The organism is Mesorhizobium sp. B2-4-19 (genome assembly GCF_006441315.1).
Taxonomy (GTDB): Bacteria; Pseudomonadota; Alphaproteobacteria; order Rhizobiales; family Rhizobiaceae; genus Mesorhizobium.
Map to the genome: position 1 here is coordinate 1 of NZ_VFUV01000005.1, position 18,520 is coordinate 18,520.

Below are 18,520 nucleotides of genomic sequence, written 5' to 3' on the forward strand. Positions count from 1 at the left end.
GATCTACACCCGCCAGGAGCGCAACGGCATCCTGCTCGGCACCTATGAAAAGGCCTGCAAGCCGTGGTCCCCGGTCAACACGCCGTGGGATTTCGGCCATGAACTGCTTCCCCCCGATCTCGACCGCATCGCGCCGTCGCTGGAGATCGGCTTCAAGCATTTCCCCGGCATCGAGAAGGCCGGCATCAAGCAGATCATCAATGGCCCCTTCACTTTCGCGCTCGACGGCAACCCGCTGGTCGGTCCGGTGCAGGGCCTGACCAATTTCTGGTGCGCCTGCGCCGTCATGGCCGGCTTCAGCCAGGGCGGCGGCGTCGGCCTCGCCCTGTCGAACTGGATGGTGCATGGCGATCCGGGCTTCGACGTCTGGGGCATGGATGTCGCCCGCTTCGGCGAATGGGCCGGCCTGCGCTACACCAACGCCAAGGTCCGCGAAAACTATTCACGCCGCTTCTCCATCCGTTTCCCCAATGAGGAACTGCCGGCCGCGCGGCCGGCCCAGACGACGCCGCTCTACGACACGATGCTCGCCAACAACGCCGTCATGGGCGACTCCTGGGGCCTGGAAACCCCATTGTGGTTCGCGCCGAAGGGCAAGGAGCCCAGGGATATCGTCTCGTTCCACCGCTCCAACGATTTCAGCCCGATCGGCGAGGAAGTGCGCGCCACGCGCGAGCGCGTTGGCGTCACCGAAATCGCCAACTTCGCCAAATACGAAGTGTCGGGACCCGGCGCGGAAGAGTTCCTCAACCGGCTGATGACCAACCGCATGCCGAAGACCGGCCGCATCGTGCTCACGCCGATGATCAACGAATTCGGCAAGCTGATCGGCGACTTCACCATCGCCAAGGCCGGCGAGGACCGCTTCATGATCTGGGGTTCGTCCGCCGCGCAGAAATACCACATGCGCTGGTTCGAGAAGCACCTGCCGAAGGACGGTTCGGTGCGCATCCATCGCTTCGACCAGACGCTGGTCGGCCTCTCCATCGCCGGACCGAAATCGCGTGACCTCTTGCAGAAGCTGGTCGATGTCGACATCTCGACCAAGACGTTCCGCTTCATGGATTTCCGCGAAATGGCCGTCGGCGGCGCGCCCTGCATGGTCAACCGCATCACCTACACCGGCGATCTCGGCTACGAGATATGGATGGCGCCGGCCTACCAGCGGCTGGTGTACAAAGCGATCAAGGATGCTGGCGAAGAGTTCGGCCTGGTCGATTTTGGCATGCGCGCCCTGCTGTCGATGCGTCTCGAAAAGAACTTCCCGACCTGGTTCCGCGAGCTGCGTCCGATCTATGGCCCGTTCGAAGGTTCGATGGACCGCTTCATCAAGCTGGAGAAGAACGACTTCATCGGCCGCGAAGCCGCTGCCAAGGAACAGGCGGAAGGCCCGAAACTGCGCCGCGTCTCCTTCATCGTCGATGCGGCGGACGCCGATGTCATGGGCGACGAGCCGATCTGGGCCAAGGTCAGCAAGGATTACGGCACGGTGGACAAGCCGCATGGCTATGGCGCGCCGCGCTTCGACGACAAGGGCAAGGAAGTGCGCGGCTCCAAGGCCGCCGAAGGCGCTTCCGCCGTGCGCGGCATCGTCGATGGCGACTGGCGCGTGGTCGGCTGGATCACGTCGGGCGGCTATGCCCACTACGTCCAGAAGTCGATGGCGCAGGGCTATGTGCCAGCGGCACTGGCCGAGGACGAAAGCGCCGGCCTGTTCGAGATCGAGATCCTCGGGCATCGCCGCCCGGCGCGCATCAATGTCGAGGCGCCTTTCGACCCGAGCGGCGAGAAGATGCGGACCTGAGGTTCAGCCATGGACAGCGCGGCGCCAAAGGGCAGCTTCGGTCGCCATCGCAAGATCATGCCGTTCGAGCCTGGCTCGATCGAGGCACTGCGCGAAGCCTCCCGCCAGAAGGCGGCGTCGCTCAACCAGCATGTGCTCGGCTACGGCCTCCAAGCTGAAGCGGAATGGGCAGCGGTGGGCATTGCCGCGCCCGATCTTCCGGCGATGCGCAAATACCGGCTGGAGCGCATCCGCGCCGAGCTGAAGCGGCGCGGCTATGCCGGCGCCCTGCTCTACGACCCCGTCAACATCCGCTACGCCACCGACAGCACCAATATGCAGCTGTGGGTGGCGCACAACCGGACTCGGCATTGTTTCGTCGCCACCGAGGGTCCGGTGGTGCTGTTCGACTATTTCTCCTGCGAGCACTTGTCCGACCATTCCGGCGTCGTCGACGAGGTGCGTCCGGCGGTGTCGTGGATCTATCTCTATGGCGGCGAACTCACGGAGCAGAAAGTCCGCCGCTGGGCCGCCGGCATTGCCGATCTGGTCAGGGAACATGGCGGCGGCAACAGCCGCATCGCGGTCGATCACATCAATCCGGAAGGCGTCGAGGAACTCGCGCGTCTCGGCATCTCCGTCGGCAATGGCGAAGCGGTGATGGAGAATGCGCGGCTGATCAAATCACCGGACGAAATCCTCGCCATGCGCCGCGCCATCGTTGCCTGCGAGGCGGCGATGGGCGAGATGGAAGAGGCTCTGCAGCCTGGCATTTCCGAGAACGAGTTGTGGGCCGAACTGCACCGCGGCAACATTGCGCGCGGCGGCGAATGGATCGAGACGCGACTGCTGGCTTCAGGCCCGCGCACCAATCCGTGGTTCCAGGAATGCTCGTCGCGCATCATCAAGGCCGGCGACCTCGTCGCCTTCGACACCGACCTGATCGGCCCCTACGGCTTCTGCGCCGACCTGTCGCGCACCTGGCTGTGCGGCGACGCCAAGCCGACCAACGAACAGCGCGGCCTGTTCCGCATCGCCGCCGACCAGATCGAACACAACACGCAACTGATGCAGCCGGGCATCTCGTTCCGCGACCTTGTCGAGCGCTCGGCCGTACCGCCTGGAGACTGCTTCCCGACCCGCTACGGCGTACTCTATCACGGCGTCGGCCTGGCCGACGAATATCCGACGCTGCCGCATGCCAGCGACTGGACGCCGGACACGCCGGACGGCATGCTCGAACCGGGCATGGTGCTGTGCGTCGAAAGCTATATCGGCAGGCTTGGCGGGCGCGAAGGCGTCAAGATCGAGGAGCAGATCCTGATCACCGAGACCGGCAACGAGCAGCTTTCAACCTACCCGTTGGATGTGAGGCTACTCGGCTAACCCAGGCAAGGCTTCACGCATTGCCCGGACGGTCTTTTCCGGCGTCGTCCTGGCAGTGATGAAGGGCAGGCCCTTGCGCCGTGCCGTCCAGCCGACGATCACAACCTTGCGCGCCGCCGGCTCGAAACGCTGCGCCAAAGCCCAGCTCTCGCAGTCGATCGCGGCGACATCTGCCCTGCCCTCGGCAACAGTGACGATCGACCTGCGATGACCGCCGCTTTCGCTGCGCGAGGAAAAGATATCGAGGCTTTCGCCGGCCGCCTGCAGATCGCGCGTCAGGCCGATGGTGCCCGACATCGAATCCAGGCTGTTGAAGGTGAAGCGTTTGCCGCGGAGCAGGTCGAGCGGCAGCACGGCCTTGCCGTCCGCGGGCGATCGCGCCTCCGGCCCCTCGCCCGTCCGCATCACCAGCGCGCTCGAATAAAGTTCGCCCTGCCCGCCTTCATAGGCGTCATAGCTCGGCTGGCCGACCACTTGCACATGGCTCGACAGGCCGAGTTCCATCGGCCCCCAGCAGGTCTGCGCGAACAGCAGCGCCGGGTGCAGCCAGAGCTTTTGATAATCGAGTTCATCCGGTGGCAATGTCGCTGGGTCCGGCGCGATCAGGGCCTCCTTGGCATCATGGATGCCGCCCGGCACCGGCGGCAGATCGCCATTGCGGCGCACGATGGTCTGCGGTGCGTCGATGCCCTGTTGCCGGAAGGCGTCGCGCAGCAGCGCCCACTGCGCATCGACCTCGCCGCGCACTTCCGGCCAATCATACATTGGCAGGGCCGCAATCGATTCACTCATGCCGACACTCAATCATCATATCTGTCGAAAGGGTCGCAAAAACGCGGCGTCCAATCAGAATTGGCCGACACGGAACCCGAGGTATTCTCCGAATTATTCCTTGGGCGGCTCGGCGGGCACCGGCGCGGTGCCGAGGCCATTGATGTTGCGCGCCCGGATGCGCGGCTTGAACGCCCGGCCGTGCTCGGGCGCACGCCGCAGCACCGGATGCACGATCGGCTCCTTTGCCTTGAAGGCATAGGCTTTGATCAGCGCGAAATAATTCGGATAGGCATAGCCATTGTTCATCCGCAGCCATTCGTCGCGACGCTCGCGAAACAGTTTCGGCAGCCTGTACCAGGCCACCGTAGGCGTCTTGTGATGGACGAAGTGCAGATTGTTGTTGAGGAACAGGAACGACAGCGGCGAGCGCTCGATGATCACCGTGCGCCCTTCCGGATGCTCGGACCACTGATGCTCGGCAAAGGTGCGGATCGCGATCAGCGACTGGCCGAGCCAGACCGGCGCCAGAATGTAGAGCCACAGCGGAATGCCGAAGCCAAACTGCACGATCGGCGCCACGATGGCGAGGCCGATCGCATGCAGCAGCCAAGCCTTGCGGATCGCCTTGTCGCCGGCCATCATCTGCTTGAAATCGTCGATGAAGAAGCCGATGCAGGACAGCCAGGGGCCAAGGAAGAAACGGCCGACCATGGTGTTGTTGATCTTGAGCAGGAACTTCATCGTCGGCGGCAAATCTTCATGCTGCCACAGCGCCTGGTAATAGCTTTCCGGATCGTCGAGCGGATCGGTCAGCCGCTCGTCGGCATGGTGGCGCAAATGCAATGTCTTGAAGCGGCGGAACGGCCAGACCAGGCCGATCGGCAGGAAGACGAAGGCCTCGTTGATCAACACGCTGCGCGTCGGATGGCCATGCAGCACTTCATGCATGATCGACGACTGCAGTGCCAGGATGAAGCCAAGGAGAGCGAGCGCGAGGATGGGATAGGACGGCCAGAGCAGGAAACCGGTGGCAAGCCATGTTCCGTAACAGAAGAAAGCGAGGACCACTGTCGGCCACTCGATGGCCGGTGCGTTGCGTCGCTTGATGCTCTTGCCTGTCATGCTATCGACCACTGCCCCTCAGTCGTCGGAACCCCAACTGGTTCCTGACAACATAGTGTCAGGAGAAGCGATTCCACTCAACGCGACAAAGTATACAAAATGTTGCGATTGCGCATTTTTGACCGCATGTGTTACACATTGTAAACAATCTTAGGGATTCATTTACGCCTGAGACGCCTCACCAGGCTGCCTTGGCGCAAATTTTTCCTCAAGATTCGGAGAAGTGGGACGATGGACAAACGCGATCTGTCAGCAATTTTCCGGGAGCGTCTGAAGCTGCTGCTGACACGCTCCGACCTCAACCAGTCGGCCTTCGCGTCGGCTGTCGGCATCGACCGGTCGGCGCTGTCGCAGTTGATGTCAGGTGCCTCGACGCGCCTGCCGCGCGCCGAAACGCTGCTCAACATCGCCGCCGAATTCAAGGTGTCGCTGGACTGGCTGCTGGGCCTCAGTCAGGACGAAGGCGTCACCGGCGAAATCCGCGAAAGCCTGGAGATCGAGGAAGCGCCCGATGGTTTCGACCGCACGCTGCTCGCCAAATGGTTCGCCGAGGCAGCGGGCACCAAGATCCGCTACGTGCCCGCGGGCATTCCCGATCTGCTGCGAACCCGCGCGCTGGTCGACTACGAAGCCAACATCACCAACAGGAGCCGGCTGGCGCAGGCCAGCGAGACGCAGTACCGCATCGAATACAACCGCCGCCCGGAAACCGACATGGAAGTCTGCATGCCGCGCCACACGCTGGAGATCTTCGCCCGCGGCCTCGGCGTGTGGGATCGTTTTCCCGAGGCCGACCGCAGGCAGCAGCTCGCCCATATGGCGACGTTGCTCGACGACCTTTATCCGACCTTCCGCCTGTTTCTCTATGACGGCCGCATGCGCTATTCGATCCCGCTCACCATCTTCGGCCCCTATCGCGCCGCCATCTATGTCGGCGACATGTATGTCGTGCTGAACGCCACCCAGCCGGTTCAGGCACTGACCCGGCATTTCGACAATCTGATCCGCGCCGCCGACGTCAATCCGCACGAGGCAGCAAACTTCGCCCGCAATCTGGCCGGCATGTCGTTCCCGTCAGGCCCTGTCTGATCGACGGCAATCTTGATCGACGGCAATCATGGTCATTCGATTGCTAGACTCCGACACGGTCGAGGGCCACGCCATCGCATTGCCGAAGGTCGCCACAAATCATTGACTAGACATAAAGACTTCTTTATATCCTTATTCGAATTTGAAACACGAAAGCCAATCCGATGACCACCACCAATCCGATCGATGCCCTGCTGGCTGAAAAGGGCGTGCTGCTGGCCGATGGCGCCACCGGCACCAATCTATTCGCGATGGGTCTTGAGGCCGGCGAGGCGCCGGAACTGCTGAACGAGACGGCGCCCGGCACCATCACCAGCCTGCACCAGAATTTCGTCGATGCCGGCGCAGACATCATCCTGACCAACTCCTTCGGCGGCACCCGCCACCGGCTGAAACTCCACCATGCGCAGGACCGCGTGCATGCACTCAACAAGCGCGCCGCCGAAATTGCCCGCGCCGTCGCCGACAAGGCCGGCCGCAAGGTGATCGTTGCCGGCTCCGTCGGCCCGACCGGCGAATTGCTGGTGCCGCTTGGCGCCATGACCTATGACGATGCGGTCGACGCCTTCGCCGAGCAGATCGAGGGTCTCAAGGAAGGCGGCGCCGAAGTCGCCTGGATCGAGACCATGTCGGCGCCCGACGAGATCCGCGCCGCCGCCGAAGCCGCCATCCGCGTCGGCCTCCCCTACACCTATACCGGCTCCTTCGACACCGCCGGCCGCACCATGATGGGCTTGCTGCCGAAAGACATCCATGGCGTCGCCGACGGGCTGTCGGAAGCACCGCTCGGCGTTGGCGCCAATTGCGGCGTCGGCGCCTCGGACATCCTGGCCTCGCTGCTCGACATGACCGAGGCGAAGCCGCAGGCGACGGTGATCGTCAAGGGCAATTGCGGCATTCCGGAATTCCGCGGCACCGATATCCATTACTCCGGCACGCCGGAACTGATGGCCGACTATGTTCGCCTCGCCGTCGATGCCGGCGCCAAGATTGTCGGCGGTTGCTGCGGCACTTCGTTCCAGCACCTCGCCGCCATGCGCAAGGCGCTCGATGCCCATACCAAGGCCAGCCGCCCGACGGTCGAGACGATCGTCGAGCGCATCGGTCCGATGCGCAACAAGGTGGCGACGCAAAACACCGCCGAGACCAGCGAAGCCCGCCGCGAGCGTCGCCGCAGCCGGGCCTGAGGATTTCGATTATTCGCTGTTGTCGGCGTAGCTCGACTGCGCCGACTTGAAATCGACGACATTGTCGCCGCGCATCGTCATCAGCGCGCCGGACGAAGCCGGATCGGTGATCTGTTCCAGCATGGCGCGGAAGCGGTCGTTGGTCAGCGCCGACATGGCGGTGTGGCGCGCCTGGGCGACATCGTCGCTGATGCGTCTGGATTCGGCTGATGGTCCGGGCGAAGCCGTCGATGTTTGTGCTGGAATCTCTCGCGCCGGCGGCAACGAGTTGGCGATGGTGGTGATCTGCAATTGCGGCTCCCTCAAGCCCGAAGGCCAGTCCTGAATAATGGACCGGGGTTGCGATCCTCTACCGGAAATAACGCGCAATTTAACGACCTCGGAAAATCCGAGAAAAAGGCCGGCAAGGGAATGACCCCTCGCCGGCCTGCCTCACCCGCCCGTGGGCCGGTTTCCCCTGTCAGAACGATCCCACCTGAAGGAAACCGGCCGTCATCGCCACTACCGGTTATCGCCCAGCGCCGAGGCAAGGCGCACAAGCGAGAGGAACTCGGACCTGTACCCAAACGGGTCGGCTCCTCGGGCGGCAGTGGCAATCTCCATGATTTTGTCGTAGCCGAACTTCGCGGTCGCATCCTCGTCACGCAGCTTCTGGCCGAAGGCGGCGACCGCGACGGAGAAACGCTGGTCGGTGCTGGCCTGGTCGAAGGACGCCACCTCGTTGGTCGAGGTCACCGGTGTGGTGATCAGCTTCGAGACGTCCTCGTTGGGCAGCTTGTAGCGGATCTTGACGAAGGCATATTCGTCCGCATTGGCGACGCCGCCATTGTTGACCGTGGCCTGGCCATAGCGCAGCGGATCGATCTGCTCGCCACCGCTGCCCTTCGGCGTGATCTCATAGATCGCGGTGACCGAATGGCCCGAGCCGATATCGCCGGCATCGACGCGGTCACTGTTGAAGTCCTCGCGGTTAAGCGCCCGGGTCTCGTAGCCGATCAGCCGGTATTCCGAGACCTTGTTGGGGTTGAACTCGACCTGGATCTTCACGTCCTTGGCGATCGGGAACAGGGTCGAGGAGGCATCCTCGACCAGCACCTTCTCCGCCTCGGCCAGCGTGTCGATATAGGCGGCGGTGCCGTTGCCGTTCTGGGCGATGGTCTGCATCATCTGGTCGTTCAGATTGTCGTGGCCGAAGCCGAACACCGACAGGAAGACACCGCTCTTGCGCTCCTGTTCGACCAGGCGCTTGAGATCATCGTCGTCGCTCTGTCCGACATTGAAGTCGCCATCGGTGGCCAGCATCACCCGGTTGACGCCGTCCTTGACGAAGGATTGCTGGGCAAGCTTGTAGGCTTCCTTGATGCCGGCCTCGCCGGCGGTCGAACCGCCGGGCGTGAGATTGTCGATGGCGTTCAGGATCTTGTCCTTCTCGGCAGCCCCGGTCGGCATCAGCACGGTGCCGGCCTCACCGGCATAGGTGACGATCGAGATCGTGTCGTCGGCCTTGAGCTTGCTGACCAGCAGCCGGAACGCCGACTTGAGCAGCGGCAGCTTGTCCGGCTCGTCCATCGAGCCCGAGACGTCGATCAGGAAGACCAGATTGGCCTTCGGCTGCTCGGTCGGCTTGATGTCGAAGCCCTTGATGGCGACATGCATAAGCTTGGTGTGCCCATTCCACGGCGTCGGCATGACGCTGACGGTCGAATTGAACGGCGTCGACGCCGAGTCCGGCCCCTTCCAGTCATAGGGGAAGTAGTTGATCATCTCCTCGACACGGACGGTGTCGGCCTGCGGCACGGCCCCTTCCTTCAGCGAACGGCGCACGAAGGAATAGGAGGCGGTGTCGACATCGATCGAGAAGGTCGAGACCGGGTCTTCCAGTGCCGCATGCACCGGATTGGTCTTGAAATCCTGGACGCGATTGCGGTTTTCCTCTTGCGGCGCGATCTGATCCGCCGGCGCCATGGCAGGCTGCTGCGGCTCCATCAGCTTGGACTCGGCGGCCCCCTGAACACGGCTGGCCCGCGCGGCATCGGGCGCACTCGGCATGAGGCCAGAAATCTCCCGCGAAACCTTACCACTGGGCGCAGGCGCCGGCCTAGAAGCTGGCAAAGTTCCATACTCCACCTCTTTGCCACTGTAGGTCTTCAGGTCAAACCTCGATGACGGGGGGGGAGTCACCGGGGCGTTCAGTTGTGCTGCGCCACCGGCGGCAGTCGATTCTGATTTCGGCGGCGACGCCGGCGCCACCAGAGCGTCTGTGGCGTCACGGCTTTCCACATCCGCGTCGGCCTTCTTGTCCTTCTCCAGGTCGGTGCGGGCCGGCTTCGGCTCGGCGGTCGTCGGCTTCACGGTCGCCGGCTTGTCGGCCAGCGTCTCGGTGATCTTCTGGTCGCCGCCGAACGGCGACGGCTCCCTCAGCAGATGGAAAGTGGCGTAGCCGGCGATCGGCAGGGCGACGAGCCCGGCAAGGGCCGGCGTGGCGATGAGTTTCTTTTGCATGATCTCTCTCCAGAGCTTTTGTGCTCGCTCTGTGAGACGAAGGCCGCCGACCGATCCTTGGGTGACGGCAGAAATATTTTCCTCATCATAGGCGCGCAGGGCGGCTTCGAAGGCGCGCGCCTTCGCGCTCTCACCCGGCGCCGGTGCCGCGATATCGCGCAGTCTGTTGAGTTCGTCGTCGTCGACCATGGTCACACTTCCCCGGCCGAGCGCATCAGCGTCTTCAGCCGTTTCTTCGCTTCATGGATGTGCCAGGAAACCGTCGTCTCCGAGATCGCCATCGCCTCGGCAGCGGCCGCATGGCTCAAGCCCTCGCCATAGACCAGCAGCGCGGCGTCGCGCTGCTTGTCCGGAAGCTGCCGCACGGCGGCCCACAGCGCCTCGGCCGGATCCTCGCTCTCGGCCGGGGCCCCGCCCGAAATCAGCGCATGGACGCCATAGGCCTCGCTCTTCACGGTCTCGCGGGCGGTCTTGCGCATCATATCGCGCGCCGCGTTCATCGTCACGGAATAGAGCCACGTCGTGAAGGCACCGCCACCGCGATAGTCGCGGATCGCCTTGCCGAGCCGGACGCAGACTTCCTGGGCGATGTCTTCAGCATCGGCCTTCTTGCCGCACCAGCGATAGGCGGCGCGATAGACGAAGTCGTAGTGGCGCTCCAGCAATGTGCCGAAGGCCCCCCTGTCTCCGCCCTTCGCCCGCCCGATCAGTTCGGCGTCGGAGGCTTCGCTCTCATCCAGCATCATCGCCATCATTTGCCTGTTGGACGAAGGCTAATGGCTAATCCTTGGGATGATGGAAAGATTTTTTTGGCAAGCGCCTTCCTCCTTCACGCCGTTCACTGGGAGAAGGCGCCCGGAGGGCGGATGAGGGGCGGCGCCAACTCTCGAAGGTTCGTGCCGGGGTGCCCGAAATTGGAGCTTAATCCCAGCAGGCAGAACCCTATCCCAGCGTCTCCGCAAACAGCGTGATCAGCCTTTGCCAATGCCGTTCGGCGCCGGCTTGGTTGTAGACGCTGTGGTCCGGCACGCACCAGCCATGCGCCATGCCGACATAGTTCTCGATCACGTGGTCGACTTCGGCATTGCGCAGCGCCTCCTCCAGCCGCGTCGACTGCTCCGGCGGGAAACTCCTGTCGACGCCCGCCATGCCGACATAGACACGCGCCTTGATGGCGGCTGCCTTGCGGTGCGGGCTGTCGGCGGCATCGCTGGCGAGATTGCCGCCATGGAAACTGGCGGCGGCGCTGATCCTGTCCGGGTAGGCCGCGGCGGCGTTGAGCGCCCGCGCGCCGCCCATGCAATAACCCACGGTGCCGATCGGCCCGGTGACGCCTTCCCCGGCGAGCGCATCGAGAAAGGCTTCGCTGTCGCTGATGGTCATCTGCTGCGTCGTGCCGGTGACCAGCGCCATCAGCGCCGTCTTGGTGCTTTCCTCGGTGAAGGCGGTCTTGGCGTCGAACGGACCATAGGGCGCGTTGCGATGGAACAGGTCAGGCACCAGCACCACATAGCCCTCGCCCGCCAGCCGTTCGGCCATGCCGTCGAGCGCCGGACGCGGACCGAAGGCGTCCTGGTAGAGAATGACGCCGGACTTGGAAGGGGACGTCTTGGCCGATCGGAACAGGCCCGCCTTCGCCACGCCGTCACGGATCTTGATCCTGAGGTCCTGCTTCGCCATTGCGTGCTCCATTTGTGGGATGCGCGATACATATCCACGCGGCCTGCCACGGCAAGGCATTCCTTGAAAGTACCCGTCAACATTTCGTGCAGGATCGCGTGACCATCACAGGCCGGCGAATGCCGCCATATGGAAGGCCTGGATATCAGACGGATAGCGATATTCCGTGCCATAGGGACAGGCATTGCGGTCGAGGCAGCCGCCGCTCCGGCACGGTTCGCCATTCCCACCCCGCACATGCGCCAGGCAGGCCTGATAGGCGAAGCTTTCCGTAGAATAGGCATCGACCGGACAGGATTTCAGGCAGGGTTTCTCGACACAGGCGTCGCAGAGATGAATTGCCTCGCCCTGCCCCGGAAGCGCGATCTCGTCCTCGAACAGCAAAGCGCCGCGATAGGCATGCCAAAGCCCGTATTTCGGATGCATCAGAATGCCGAGCGGCGACGGTTTTAGCCCCTCAGCGCGAATAGCCCATTGCTGGAACGGCAGATAGGGCTTGTCGGAGGGAGAAACGGCGCGCGCGCCGAATGCCTCCGCCACATCGCCGATGACCTGTCGCGACCAGCTGTCGAGCGGATCGGCGATTGTCGACGGCTGCTGCTCCCGCCAGCGCAGGAAATGCGGCCAGGGTGCCGCACCCGCCTGCCCCACCAGCAGCACGGATTTCACTGGCGCGCCCGAGGTGCCATGAGGGGCATCCTCATCACCGGGGAAAAAGAAACCGCCACGCAGGATGAGACCGTTGGCGCCAAGCGCGGCCGTGATCTCTTCGATCATGCCGCGCACGGAATCAACCCTTGTTGTCCGGGTCGGAGAAGGCGCTCCGCCAGACTTCCTTGTGGATGATGTTGGCGACTTTAGCCCCGCCTGACTCGGGCTCCTTTCAAGTGAAGGCGTCGGGCATCGACCCCTTCTTCTTGGCGATGAACTCCTTCAGGGCTTCGTCGATGCTCGGATCGAGATGCGGCGCCTCGTAGCTTTCCAGCCAGCGGCGGGCGAGTTCATTGGCGCGCTGCGGCGCGGTCTTCTCGCCTTCGGCCAGCCACTGTTCGTAGGAATTGTTGTCGGCGATGCTGGAGCGGTAGAACGCCGTCTGGAAATTGGCCTGCGTGTGGTCGCAGCCGAGATAGTGGCTGCCCGGGCCGACCTGGCGGATGGCGTCCATCGCCTGGCCGTTCTCCGACAGGTCGACGCCTTCTGAGAATTTCTGCTGCATGCCGAGCTGGTCGATGTCCATCATGAATTTTTCATAGCAGGACGCCAGCCCGCCCTCGAGCCAGCCGGCCGAGTGGAGGACGAAGTTGGTGCCGGCAAGGATCGTCGAGTTCAGCGTGTTGGCGCTTTCATAGGCCGCCTGCGCATCCGGAACCTTGGACGCGCACAGCGAACCGCCGGTGCGGAACGGCAGGCCGAGGCGGCGTGCGAGCTGTGCGGCGCCATAGGACACCAGCGACGGCTCCGGCGTGCCGAAGGTCGGCGCTCCCGACTGCATCGAGATCGACGAGGCGAAAGTGCCGAACAGCACCGGCGCGCCCGGCCGGATGAGCTGCGTGAACGATGCGCCGGCCAGCACTTCGGCCAGAACCTGCGTCAACGTGCCGGCGACCGTCACCGGGCTCATCGCGCCGGCAAGGATGAACGGCGTGACGATACAGGCCTGGTTGTGGCGCGAATAAACCTTCAGCGCGCCCAGCATGGTTTCATCGAACACCATCGGCGAGTTGGCGTTGATCAGGCTGGTCAGCACGGTGTTGTTCTCGACAAAATCATCGCCGAACACGAGCTTGGCCATGGCGACGGTGTCCTCGGCGCGTTCCGGCGCGGTCACCGAGCCCATGAACGGCTTGTCCGAGTATTTTATGTGCGAATAGATCATGTCGAGGTGGCGCTTGTTGACCGGCACGTCGACCGGCTCGCACACCGTGCCGCCCGAATGGTGGATCGACGGCGCCATGTAGGCGAGCTTCACGAAATTCTGGAAATCCTCGATCGTCGCGTAGCGCCTGACACCGTCAAGGTCGCGCACGAAGGGCGGACCATAGACCGGCGCAAAGACGGTAGCATTGCCGCCGATCTGCACCGAGCGCTCGGAATTGCGGGCATGCTGGGTATAGATGGACGGCGCGGTCTTCAGCAGCGAACGGCAAAGCCCCTTCGGGAAATGCACGCGCTCGCCCTTGACGTCGGCGCCGGCTTCTTTCCACAGCTGCAACGCTTCGGCGTCGTCGCGGAAGATGATGCCGATCTCCTCCAGCACCGTGTCGGTGTTCTTCTCGATCAGCGCGAGGCCTTCCTCGTCGAGCACCTCATAGATGTTGATCTTGCGCTTGATGTAGGTGAGTTGGGTGCCGGGTCCGCCGCCGGAACGCGCGGCGCGCCTTGCCGCCGCTCCGCCGCTCGCGGCTCGCCCACGCCGCGCGTTTGACGCTTCCTGGTCGACTGCCGCGTGTTCGCTCATGATCGCTCTTCCCTGAATATGGCCTGGCCTGACGATGGCTGGTCCGTAGCCGTTGTGGCCGCATGGCGCGGCTTTCGCCGGATCGTAGCCATGCACCCTATTCGAAACGGCCCGTCCGCGCCAATGCCTGTCGCAAAATCGACAAGAAAACCAATAGATTTTCCAGTCGCTTTCCTTTTGCGGGAAGTCGCAAATCAGCTATGGATAGCCGCCCGTTGCGGGTTAGGTATGAACGCCAATATTTTGTGCCTTGCGACACAGTCGCGATGCCGTGAGGAGCTGGATAAATGTCCGACGACGAGATCATCCTTTCTGAACTTTCCGACGACGAGTTGGTGCAGCAGATGCACGACGACCTTTATGACGGGTTGAAGGAAGAGATCGAGGAAGGCACGCGCATTCTGCTCGAGCGCGGCTGGGCGCCCTACAAGGTGCTCACCGAGGCGCTGGTCGAAGGCATGCGCATCGTCGGCGAGGATTTTCGCGACGGCATCCTGTTCGTGCCCGAGGTGCTGCTGTCCGCCAACGCCATGAAGGCCGGCATGTTCATCCTGCGCCCGCTGCTCGCCGCCACCGGCGCGCCGAAGCAGGGCAAGATGGTGATCGGCACCGTCAAGGGCGACATCCACGACATCGGCAAGAACCTCGTCGGCATGATGATGGAAGGCGCCGGCTTCGACGTCATCGACCTCGGCATCAACAATGCGGTCGAGAAATATCTCGATGCGATCGAGCAGCATCAGCCCGACATCATCGGCATGTCGGCGCTTTTGACCACGACCATGCCCTACATGAAGGTCGTCATCGACACGATGAAGGAAAAGGGCATTCGCGACGACTATGTCGTACTGGTCGGCGGCGCGCCGCTCAACGAGGAATTCGGCAAGGCCGTCGGCGCCGACGCCTATTGCCGCGATGCCGCGGTGGCCGTCGAGACCGCCAAGGACTTCATGAAGCGCAAGCACAATGTCCGCGCTTCGGCCTGACCCAAGGCATCAGGATGACCGATAAGAAAGGCCGCGCCTTGCAGCGCGGCTTTTTTGTTCCCAGATGATGGGAGAGGCTGCCGATCAGTTGGCGACAGTGTCTTTGACTGCCCTCGCCGTCGATTTGACATCCTTGCCGACACCCCGAATGGTGTTGGCGCAGGCGGTAAGTGCAAGTGCGCAGGCAAGGATGGCTATCGGCGCGATGCGTAGCAGTTTCATGGATGGTGTCTCCCTCGACAGATAAATTAGCCCCGCAGCGAAAGCCTGATCGACTTGGTCAAGACGCAAAAAACGAAACCGAATCAAACGGACAGGTTGCTTGTCATCGCCTGTGGGATGATTGCGCGTGAGGTATTGGGCGTCAAGGAACAGCTCGGGCTGGATCACCTGGAACTGACCTGCCTGCCGGCAGAGTTTCATTTTTATCCCGACCGCATCGCACCCGCCATGGACAAGGCGATCGAGAAAGCCAAGGCGGAGGGGTACGAGCACATCTTCGTCGGCTATGCCGATTGCGGCACCGGTGGCCTGCTCGACCGCGTCATCGAGAAGCATGGTGTCGAGCGCATGGCCGGCCCGCACTGCTTCGCCTTCTATCAAGGCATGGACGCCTACGCGAAGATCGCCGACGACGACATGATGTCCTTCTATATGACGGACTTCCTGTGCCGCCAGTTCGATGCCTTCTTCATGAAGCCGCTCGGCCTCGACAAGCATCCGGAGCTGATCAAGGACTATTTCGGCAATTACGAGAAGCTGGTCTATCTCGCCCAGACCGACGACCCGGAACTCGACAAGGTTGCGGAAAAGGCCGCCGCCCTGCTCGGTCTTGCCTATGAGCGGCGCGCGACCGGCTATGGCGACCTGACGGCGGGCTTGGCGCAGGCGGCGAAGGTCGCGTGAGCGCAATGCGCTAGGCGGCCTCCTCCGCCCTTAGCGCCGCCAGCACATCGGCAAAGCTCGTCTTACAGACAAAACCGAGCCTCTCCCGCAACCGCGAGGCGTCATAGACGCGGTCGATGGAGGAAAACATCGTCCAGCCTTTTTGCGCGTACAGCGCCGGAAAGTCCGGGAAATAGCGCGCGACCACCGACGGCGCATCGGCGATCAGTTCGGCGCAATCATCAGGCCGGAACGGCGTCGGCGCACAGACGATAAAAATGTCGAAGCCAAGCTGTGGCGCCTTCTCCAGCGCAGCGACATGAGTTTCCGCCGCATCCTCCACCGTCAGCCGCCGGAACAGCAATTCATTCGCCTTGGTATTGGCGTCAGACTGTTCGATCGCATGCGCCATGTCGTCGGCTTCTGGAAAGAAGCGGGCCGTGCGCAGCACGACCACCGGCAGGCCATGCTGCAGATGATAGAGGCGGCAGAGATGTTCGGCCGAAAGCTTGGTCACGCCATAGATGTTGCGCGGCTCGGGCGACATCGCCTCGGTCAGCCAGGCGGCCTTGCGCGCACCGCCCTTGAAGCCGTCGCGTATCGCCTGCGAGATCATCAGCGAGGTGGTCGAGGTGAAGACGAAGCGCTGCACGCCGCTCGCCACCGCGGCGTCCAGAAGGTTCAGCGTGCCTTGCACGTTGGTGGCGACGAAATCGCTGTTGGCGCGGCTCTCCATATTGGGCTTGTGCAGCGCGCCGCTGTGGATGATGGCTTCGATTCGGTTGTCCCCGACCGCCCGCATGACCAGATCGCGGTCGGCGATCGAGCCGATCATCCGCGTTTCCACCGAAGGAACAGGGTCGAGGCCAATCACCTCATGGCCAAGCGCGCGCAGGCGCGGCGCCAGCGCGCTGCCCAGCCAACCCGACGATCCCGTGAGCAAGATTCGCATGCGTCACACCATGATTTCTGACGGCGACGCTGTTAAGCACGGATGACAGGCGCGGGCGACCCGATAAAATCAGCCATCGACCGGCAACGGCGCCGCTCCAGACATTAACTGCCATTTTTTCGACTGCCATTTTAGAGACTCAGGGAGTTCCAGATGATCCTTCGCCCCCTTTTTGCCGCCATCGGCCTGCTCTGCTGCACCCTGCCCGCTCTTGCCGACGGCGAGGTGCAGAAGCTGATCACGCCTGCCGACAAGGTCCGCCTCGAAAAATATGGCGAGACGCGCAAGGCGGCGCTCGCCGAGGCGAAGGCGGGCAGCCCGGCCGAGGTCAAACAACTCGATGCCTTGCTGGCCAAGCCGCTGGCGTCGTTCTCCGACAAGGACCTGACCGGCAACTGGAAGTGCCGCACCATCAAGGCAGGCGGCTTGAGCCCGCTCGTCATCTATGGCTGGTTCAAGTGCAAGGTGACCGATGATGGTTCCGGCTGGCGGCTTGAAAAGATCAGCGGCTCGCAGCGAACCCAGGGCCGCTTTTTCGACGACGGCGAGAAGCGCGCCATCTATCTCGGCTCCGGCTCCGTCAACAATGATCGGGCAAAACCTTATGGCAGCGGTCCGCAGACCGACCAGGTCGGCTATGCCTTCCGCACCGGTGCCAGCGAATGGCGCGTCGAACTTCCCGCGCCCTACTACGAATCGAAGCTCGATATCATCGAGTTCAAGCGCTGAGCGCGGTCATCAAGATTTAACCCCATTCCGGCACAAATCCGGCCAGCATGCGGCAGCCGGCCGCGTGCAAGGCAGGAAAGCGGGCCATGTCTTCACCGGTTGCAACCAGCGCGTCGATCGTCGTCGTGACCGGCGGCGGCCAGCATGTCTGGGCCATGATCAACGCAATCACCGATCGCATTGGTCCTGTCAGCGTCATCCTCGAAACCCCTGAATCCAAAAAGCAATTGCTGCGTGGTCGGGCTCGCCGCCAGGGCTGGATCTCGGCCATTGGCCAGCTTGGCACGATGGTGCTGAGCAGGTTGGGCAAGCGGCTGCGGGCCGGCCATAGCGCGCGATTGATTGCCGAGGAGAGACTGGAGGTTGAGCCGCGACCAGGCCAGGAGATCATCCAGGTGGCCTCGGCCAATGGGCCTGAGTGCCTGCAGGCGATCCAGAAGATCCAGCCAGGCGTCGTGCTGCTCAACGGTTGCCGTCTGATTTCGGCTGAGATACTGCGCAAAATGCCCTGCCCGGTGCTCAACTACCATGCGGGCATCACGCCGAAATATCGCGGCATGAATGGCGGCTATTGGGCCCTGGCATCAGGTGATGCGCAGAATTTCGGCACGACCGTCCACCTCGTCGACGCCGGCGTCGACACTGGCGGCGTACTGAAGCAGGCACGCGGCAGACCGGAAAAAGGCGACACCATCTCAAGCCACGCGCTGCGCCAGGCGGCGTTCTCGCGCGATATCTGCATCGAGGCGGTCAGCGATGCCCTGGCCGGAAAACTCACGACTTTCGATCCCGGCGAGCCTTCCAAACAATGGTATCATCCGACGATCTGGTTCTACCTCTGGACCGGCCTCAGAACCGGAATCTGGTAGGGTCTCATCAGCCCGGAGCCGCACAGGGCTAAGGCGGCTTTTCGGCACGCCGACCCTGCCGCCGGTGCGCCCCGCGAACGAATAAACACGCCTTTCATTTTACGACATTGAAATGCGT

Annotated in this window: 18 protein-coding genes; 8 read left to right on the forward strand and 10 right to left on the reverse strand. The window is 63.0% G+C overall.

The window, feature by feature from the left end:
• On the forward strand, positions 1–1,804 hold a 1,804-nt coding region (locus FJ546_RS10595), incomplete at its 5' end, for an FAD-dependent oxidoreductase (RefSeq protein ID WP_140889293.1).
• A 9-nt stretch (positions 1,805–1,813) separates the two neighbouring features.
• Positions 1,814–3,169, forward strand: coding sequence for a Xaa-Pro peptidase family protein (locus FJ546_RS10600; protein WP_140889294.1), 1,356 nt, complete (start codon positions 1,814–1,816; stop codon positions 3,167–3,169).
• Here FJ546_RS10600 and FJ546_RS10605 read toward each other — a convergent pair.
• Positions 3,158–3,961 carry a PhnD/SsuA/transferrin family substrate-binding protein gene (locus FJ546_RS10605; protein WP_140889295.1) on the reverse strand — a complete coding sequence of 268 codons (804 nt, stop codon included), beginning with the start codon at positions 3,959–3,961 and terminating at the stop codon, positions 3,158–3,160. The two genes, FJ546_RS10600 and FJ546_RS10605, sit on opposite strands and share 12 nt — an antisense overlap.
• Positions 3,962–4,054: 93 nt before the next feature.
• Complete coding sequence (locus FJ546_RS10610; RefSeq protein WP_181167895.1) at positions 4,055–5,065, reverse strand: fatty acid desaturase; 1,011 nt, start codon at positions 5,063–5,065, stop codon at positions 4,055–4,057.
• Between the two features lie 231 nt (positions 5,066–5,296).
• Here FJ546_RS10610 and FJ546_RS10615 point away from each other — a divergent pair, with 231 nt between their 5' ends.
• Together FJ546_RS10615 and bmt are read left to right on the forward strand one after the other, a co-directional pair.
• Positions 5,297–6,154 (forward strand): helix-turn-helix transcriptional regulator, encoded by an 858-nt coding sequence (locus tag FJ546_RS10615; protein ID WP_140889296.1) that lies wholly within the window; start codon positions 5,297–5,299, stop codon positions 6,152–6,154.
• A 164-nt stretch (positions 6,155–6,318) separates the two neighbouring features.
• Positions 6,319–7,341 (forward strand): betaine--homocysteine S-methyltransferase, encoded by a 1,023-nt coding sequence (gene bmt / locus FJ546_RS10620; RefSeq protein WP_140889297.1) that lies wholly within the window; start codon positions 6,319–6,321, stop codon positions 7,339–7,341.
• Between the two features lie 9 nt (positions 7,342–7,350).
• Here bmt and FJ546_RS31180 read toward each other — a convergent pair whose 3' ends face one another.
• The 6 genes from FJ546_RS31180 to FJ546_RS10650 form a co-directional block, all read right to left on the reverse strand.
• Positions 7,351–7,632 carry a hypothetical protein gene (locus tag FJ546_RS31180; protein WP_181167896.1) on the reverse strand — a complete coding sequence of 94 codons (282 nt, stop codon included), beginning with the start codon at positions 7,630–7,632 and terminating at the stop codon, positions 7,351–7,353.
• A gap of 210 nt (positions 7,633–7,842) precedes the next feature.
• Positions 7,843–10,032: a VWA domain-containing protein gene (locus FJ546_RS10630; RefSeq protein WP_140889298.1), complete on the reverse strand. Its 2,190-nt coding sequence runs from the start codon at positions 10,030–10,032 to the stop codon at positions 7,843–7,845.
• 2 nt (positions 10,033–10,034) lie between these two features.
• A complete protein-coding gene (locus tag FJ546_RS10635) occupies positions 10,035–10,595 on the reverse strand; it encodes an RNA polymerase sigma factor (protein WP_140889299.1) in 561 nt (186 codons plus the stop codon).
• 190 nt (positions 10,596–10,785) lie between these two features.
• Positions 10,786–11,523, reverse strand: a complete 738-nt coding sequence (locus FJ546_RS10640) for a dienelactone hydrolase family protein (protein ID WP_140889300.1) — start codon at positions 11,521–11,523, stop codon at positions 10,786–10,788.
• Between the two features lie 105 nt (positions 11,524–11,628).
• Positions 11,629–12,309 (reverse strand): hypothetical protein, encoded by a 681-nt coding sequence (locus FJ546_RS10645; protein ID WP_140889301.1) that lies wholly within the window; start codon positions 12,307–12,309, stop codon positions 11,629–11,631.
• A gap of 97 nt (positions 12,310–12,406) precedes the next feature.
• Positions 12,407–13,981, reverse strand: coding sequence for a trimethylamine methyltransferase family protein (locus FJ546_RS10650; RefSeq protein ID WP_140889302.1), 1,575 nt, complete (start codon positions 13,979–13,981; stop codon positions 12,407–12,409).
• Positions 13,982–14,268: 287 nt separating this feature from the next.
• On the opposite strand from FJ546_RS10650, the gene FJ546_RS10655 reads away from it, so the two are divergent.
• A complete protein-coding gene (locus tag FJ546_RS10655; protein WP_032930649.1) occupies positions 14,269–14,967 on the forward strand; it encodes a B12-binding domain-containing protein in 699 nt (232 codons plus the stop codon).
• Positions 14,968–15,051: 84 nt separating this feature from the next.
• Here the strand turns inward: FJ546_RS10655 and FJ546_RS10660 are convergent, their stop codons facing one another.
• On the reverse strand, positions 15,052–15,189 hold the full coding sequence (locus FJ546_RS10660) for an entericidin A/B family lipoprotein (protein WP_019858698.1): 138 nt from the start codon (positions 15,187–15,189) through the stop codon (positions 15,052–15,054).
• Positions 15,190–15,243: 54 nt separating this feature from the next.
• Between FJ546_RS10660 and FJ546_RS10665 the strand changes: the two genes are divergently transcribed.
• Positions 15,244–15,873, forward strand: coding sequence for a DUF1638 domain-containing protein (locus FJ546_RS10665; protein ID WP_140889303.1), 630 nt, complete (start codon positions 15,244–15,246; stop codon positions 15,871–15,873).
• Between the two features lie 10 nt (positions 15,874–15,883).
• On the opposite strand, the gene FJ546_RS10670 is transcribed toward FJ546_RS10665, so the two are convergent.
• Complete coding sequence (locus FJ546_RS10670) at positions 15,884–16,804, reverse strand: NAD(P)-dependent oxidoreductase (protein WP_140889304.1); 921 nt, start codon at positions 16,802–16,804, stop codon at positions 15,884–15,886.
• Between the two features lie 153 nt (positions 16,805–16,957).
• Between FJ546_RS10670 and FJ546_RS10675 the strand changes: the two genes are divergently transcribed.
• Both FJ546_RS10675 and FJ546_RS10680 read left to right on the forward strand, forming a co-directional pair.
• On the forward strand, positions 16,958–17,533 hold the full coding sequence (locus FJ546_RS10675) for a DUF4893 domain-containing protein (protein WP_140889305.1): 576 nt from the start codon (positions 16,958–16,960) through the stop codon (positions 17,531–17,533).
• Positions 17,534–17,619: 86 nt separating this feature from the next.
• The gene (locus FJ546_RS10680) at positions 17,620–18,402 is read left to right on the forward strand and encodes a formyl transferase (RefSeq protein WP_140889306.1); all 783 of its coding nucleotides are present in this window, start codon (positions 17,620–17,622) and stop codon (positions 18,400–18,402) included.
• Positions 18,403–18,520: the final 118 nt, after the last annotated feature.

Bases quoted from the DNA above. Each gene is read 5' to 3' on its own strand.
- FJ546_RS10640 (WP_140889300.1), bottom strand. From the start codon at position 11,523: ATGGCGAAGCAGGACCTCAGGATCAAGATCCGTGACGGCGTGGCGAAG.
- FJ546_RS10650 (WP_140889302.1), bottom strand. From the start codon at position 13,981: ATGAGCGAACACGCGGCAGTCGACCAGGAAGCGTCAAACGCGCGGCGT.
- FJ546_RS10680 (WP_140889306.1), top strand. From the start codon at position 17,620: ATGTCTTCACCGGTTGCAACCAGCGCGTCGATCGTCGTCGTGACCGGC.
- bmt (WP_140889297.1), top strand. From the start codon at position 6,319: ATGACCACCACCAATCCGATCGATGCCCTGCTGGCTGAAAAGGGCGTG.
- FJ546_RS10615 (WP_140889296.1), top strand. From the start codon at position 5,297: ATGGACAAACGCGATCTGTCAGCAATTTTCCGGGAGCGTCTGAAGCTG.
- FJ546_RS10660 (WP_019858698.1), bottom strand. From the start codon at position 15,189: ATGAAACTGCTACGCATCGCGCCGATAGCCATCCTTGCCTGCGCACTT.
- FJ546_RS10635 (WP_140889299.1), bottom strand. From the start codon at position 10,595: ATGGCGATGATGCTGGATGAGAGCGAAGCCTCCGACGCCGAACTGATC.
- FJ546_RS10655 (WP_032930649.1), top strand. From the start codon at position 14,269: ATGTCCGACGACGAGATCATCCTTTCTGAACTTTCCGACGACGAGTTG.
- FJ546_RS10670 (WP_140889304.1), bottom strand. From the start codon at position 16,804: ATGCGAATCTTGCTCACGGGATCGTCGGGTTGGCTGGGCAGCGCGCTG.
- FJ546_RS10600 (WP_140889294.1), top strand. From the start codon at position 1,814: ATGGACAGCGCGGCGCCAAAGGGCAGCTTCGGTCGCCATCGCAAGATC.
- FJ546_RS10605 (WP_140889295.1), bottom strand. From the start codon at position 3,961: ATGAGTGAATCGATTGCGGCCCTGCCAATGTATGATTGGCCGGAAGTG.
- FJ546_RS10675 (WP_140889305.1), top strand. From the start codon at position 16,958: ATGATCCTTCGCCCCCTTTTTGCCGCCATCGGCCTGCTCTGCTGCACC.
- FJ546_RS10610 (WP_181167895.1), bottom strand. From the start codon at position 5,065: ATGACAGGCAAGAGCATCAAGCGACGCAACGCACCGGCCATCGAGTGG.
- FJ546_RS10630 (WP_140889298.1), bottom strand. From the start codon at position 10,032: ATGGTCGACGACGACGAACTCAACAGACTGCGCGATATCGCGGCACCG.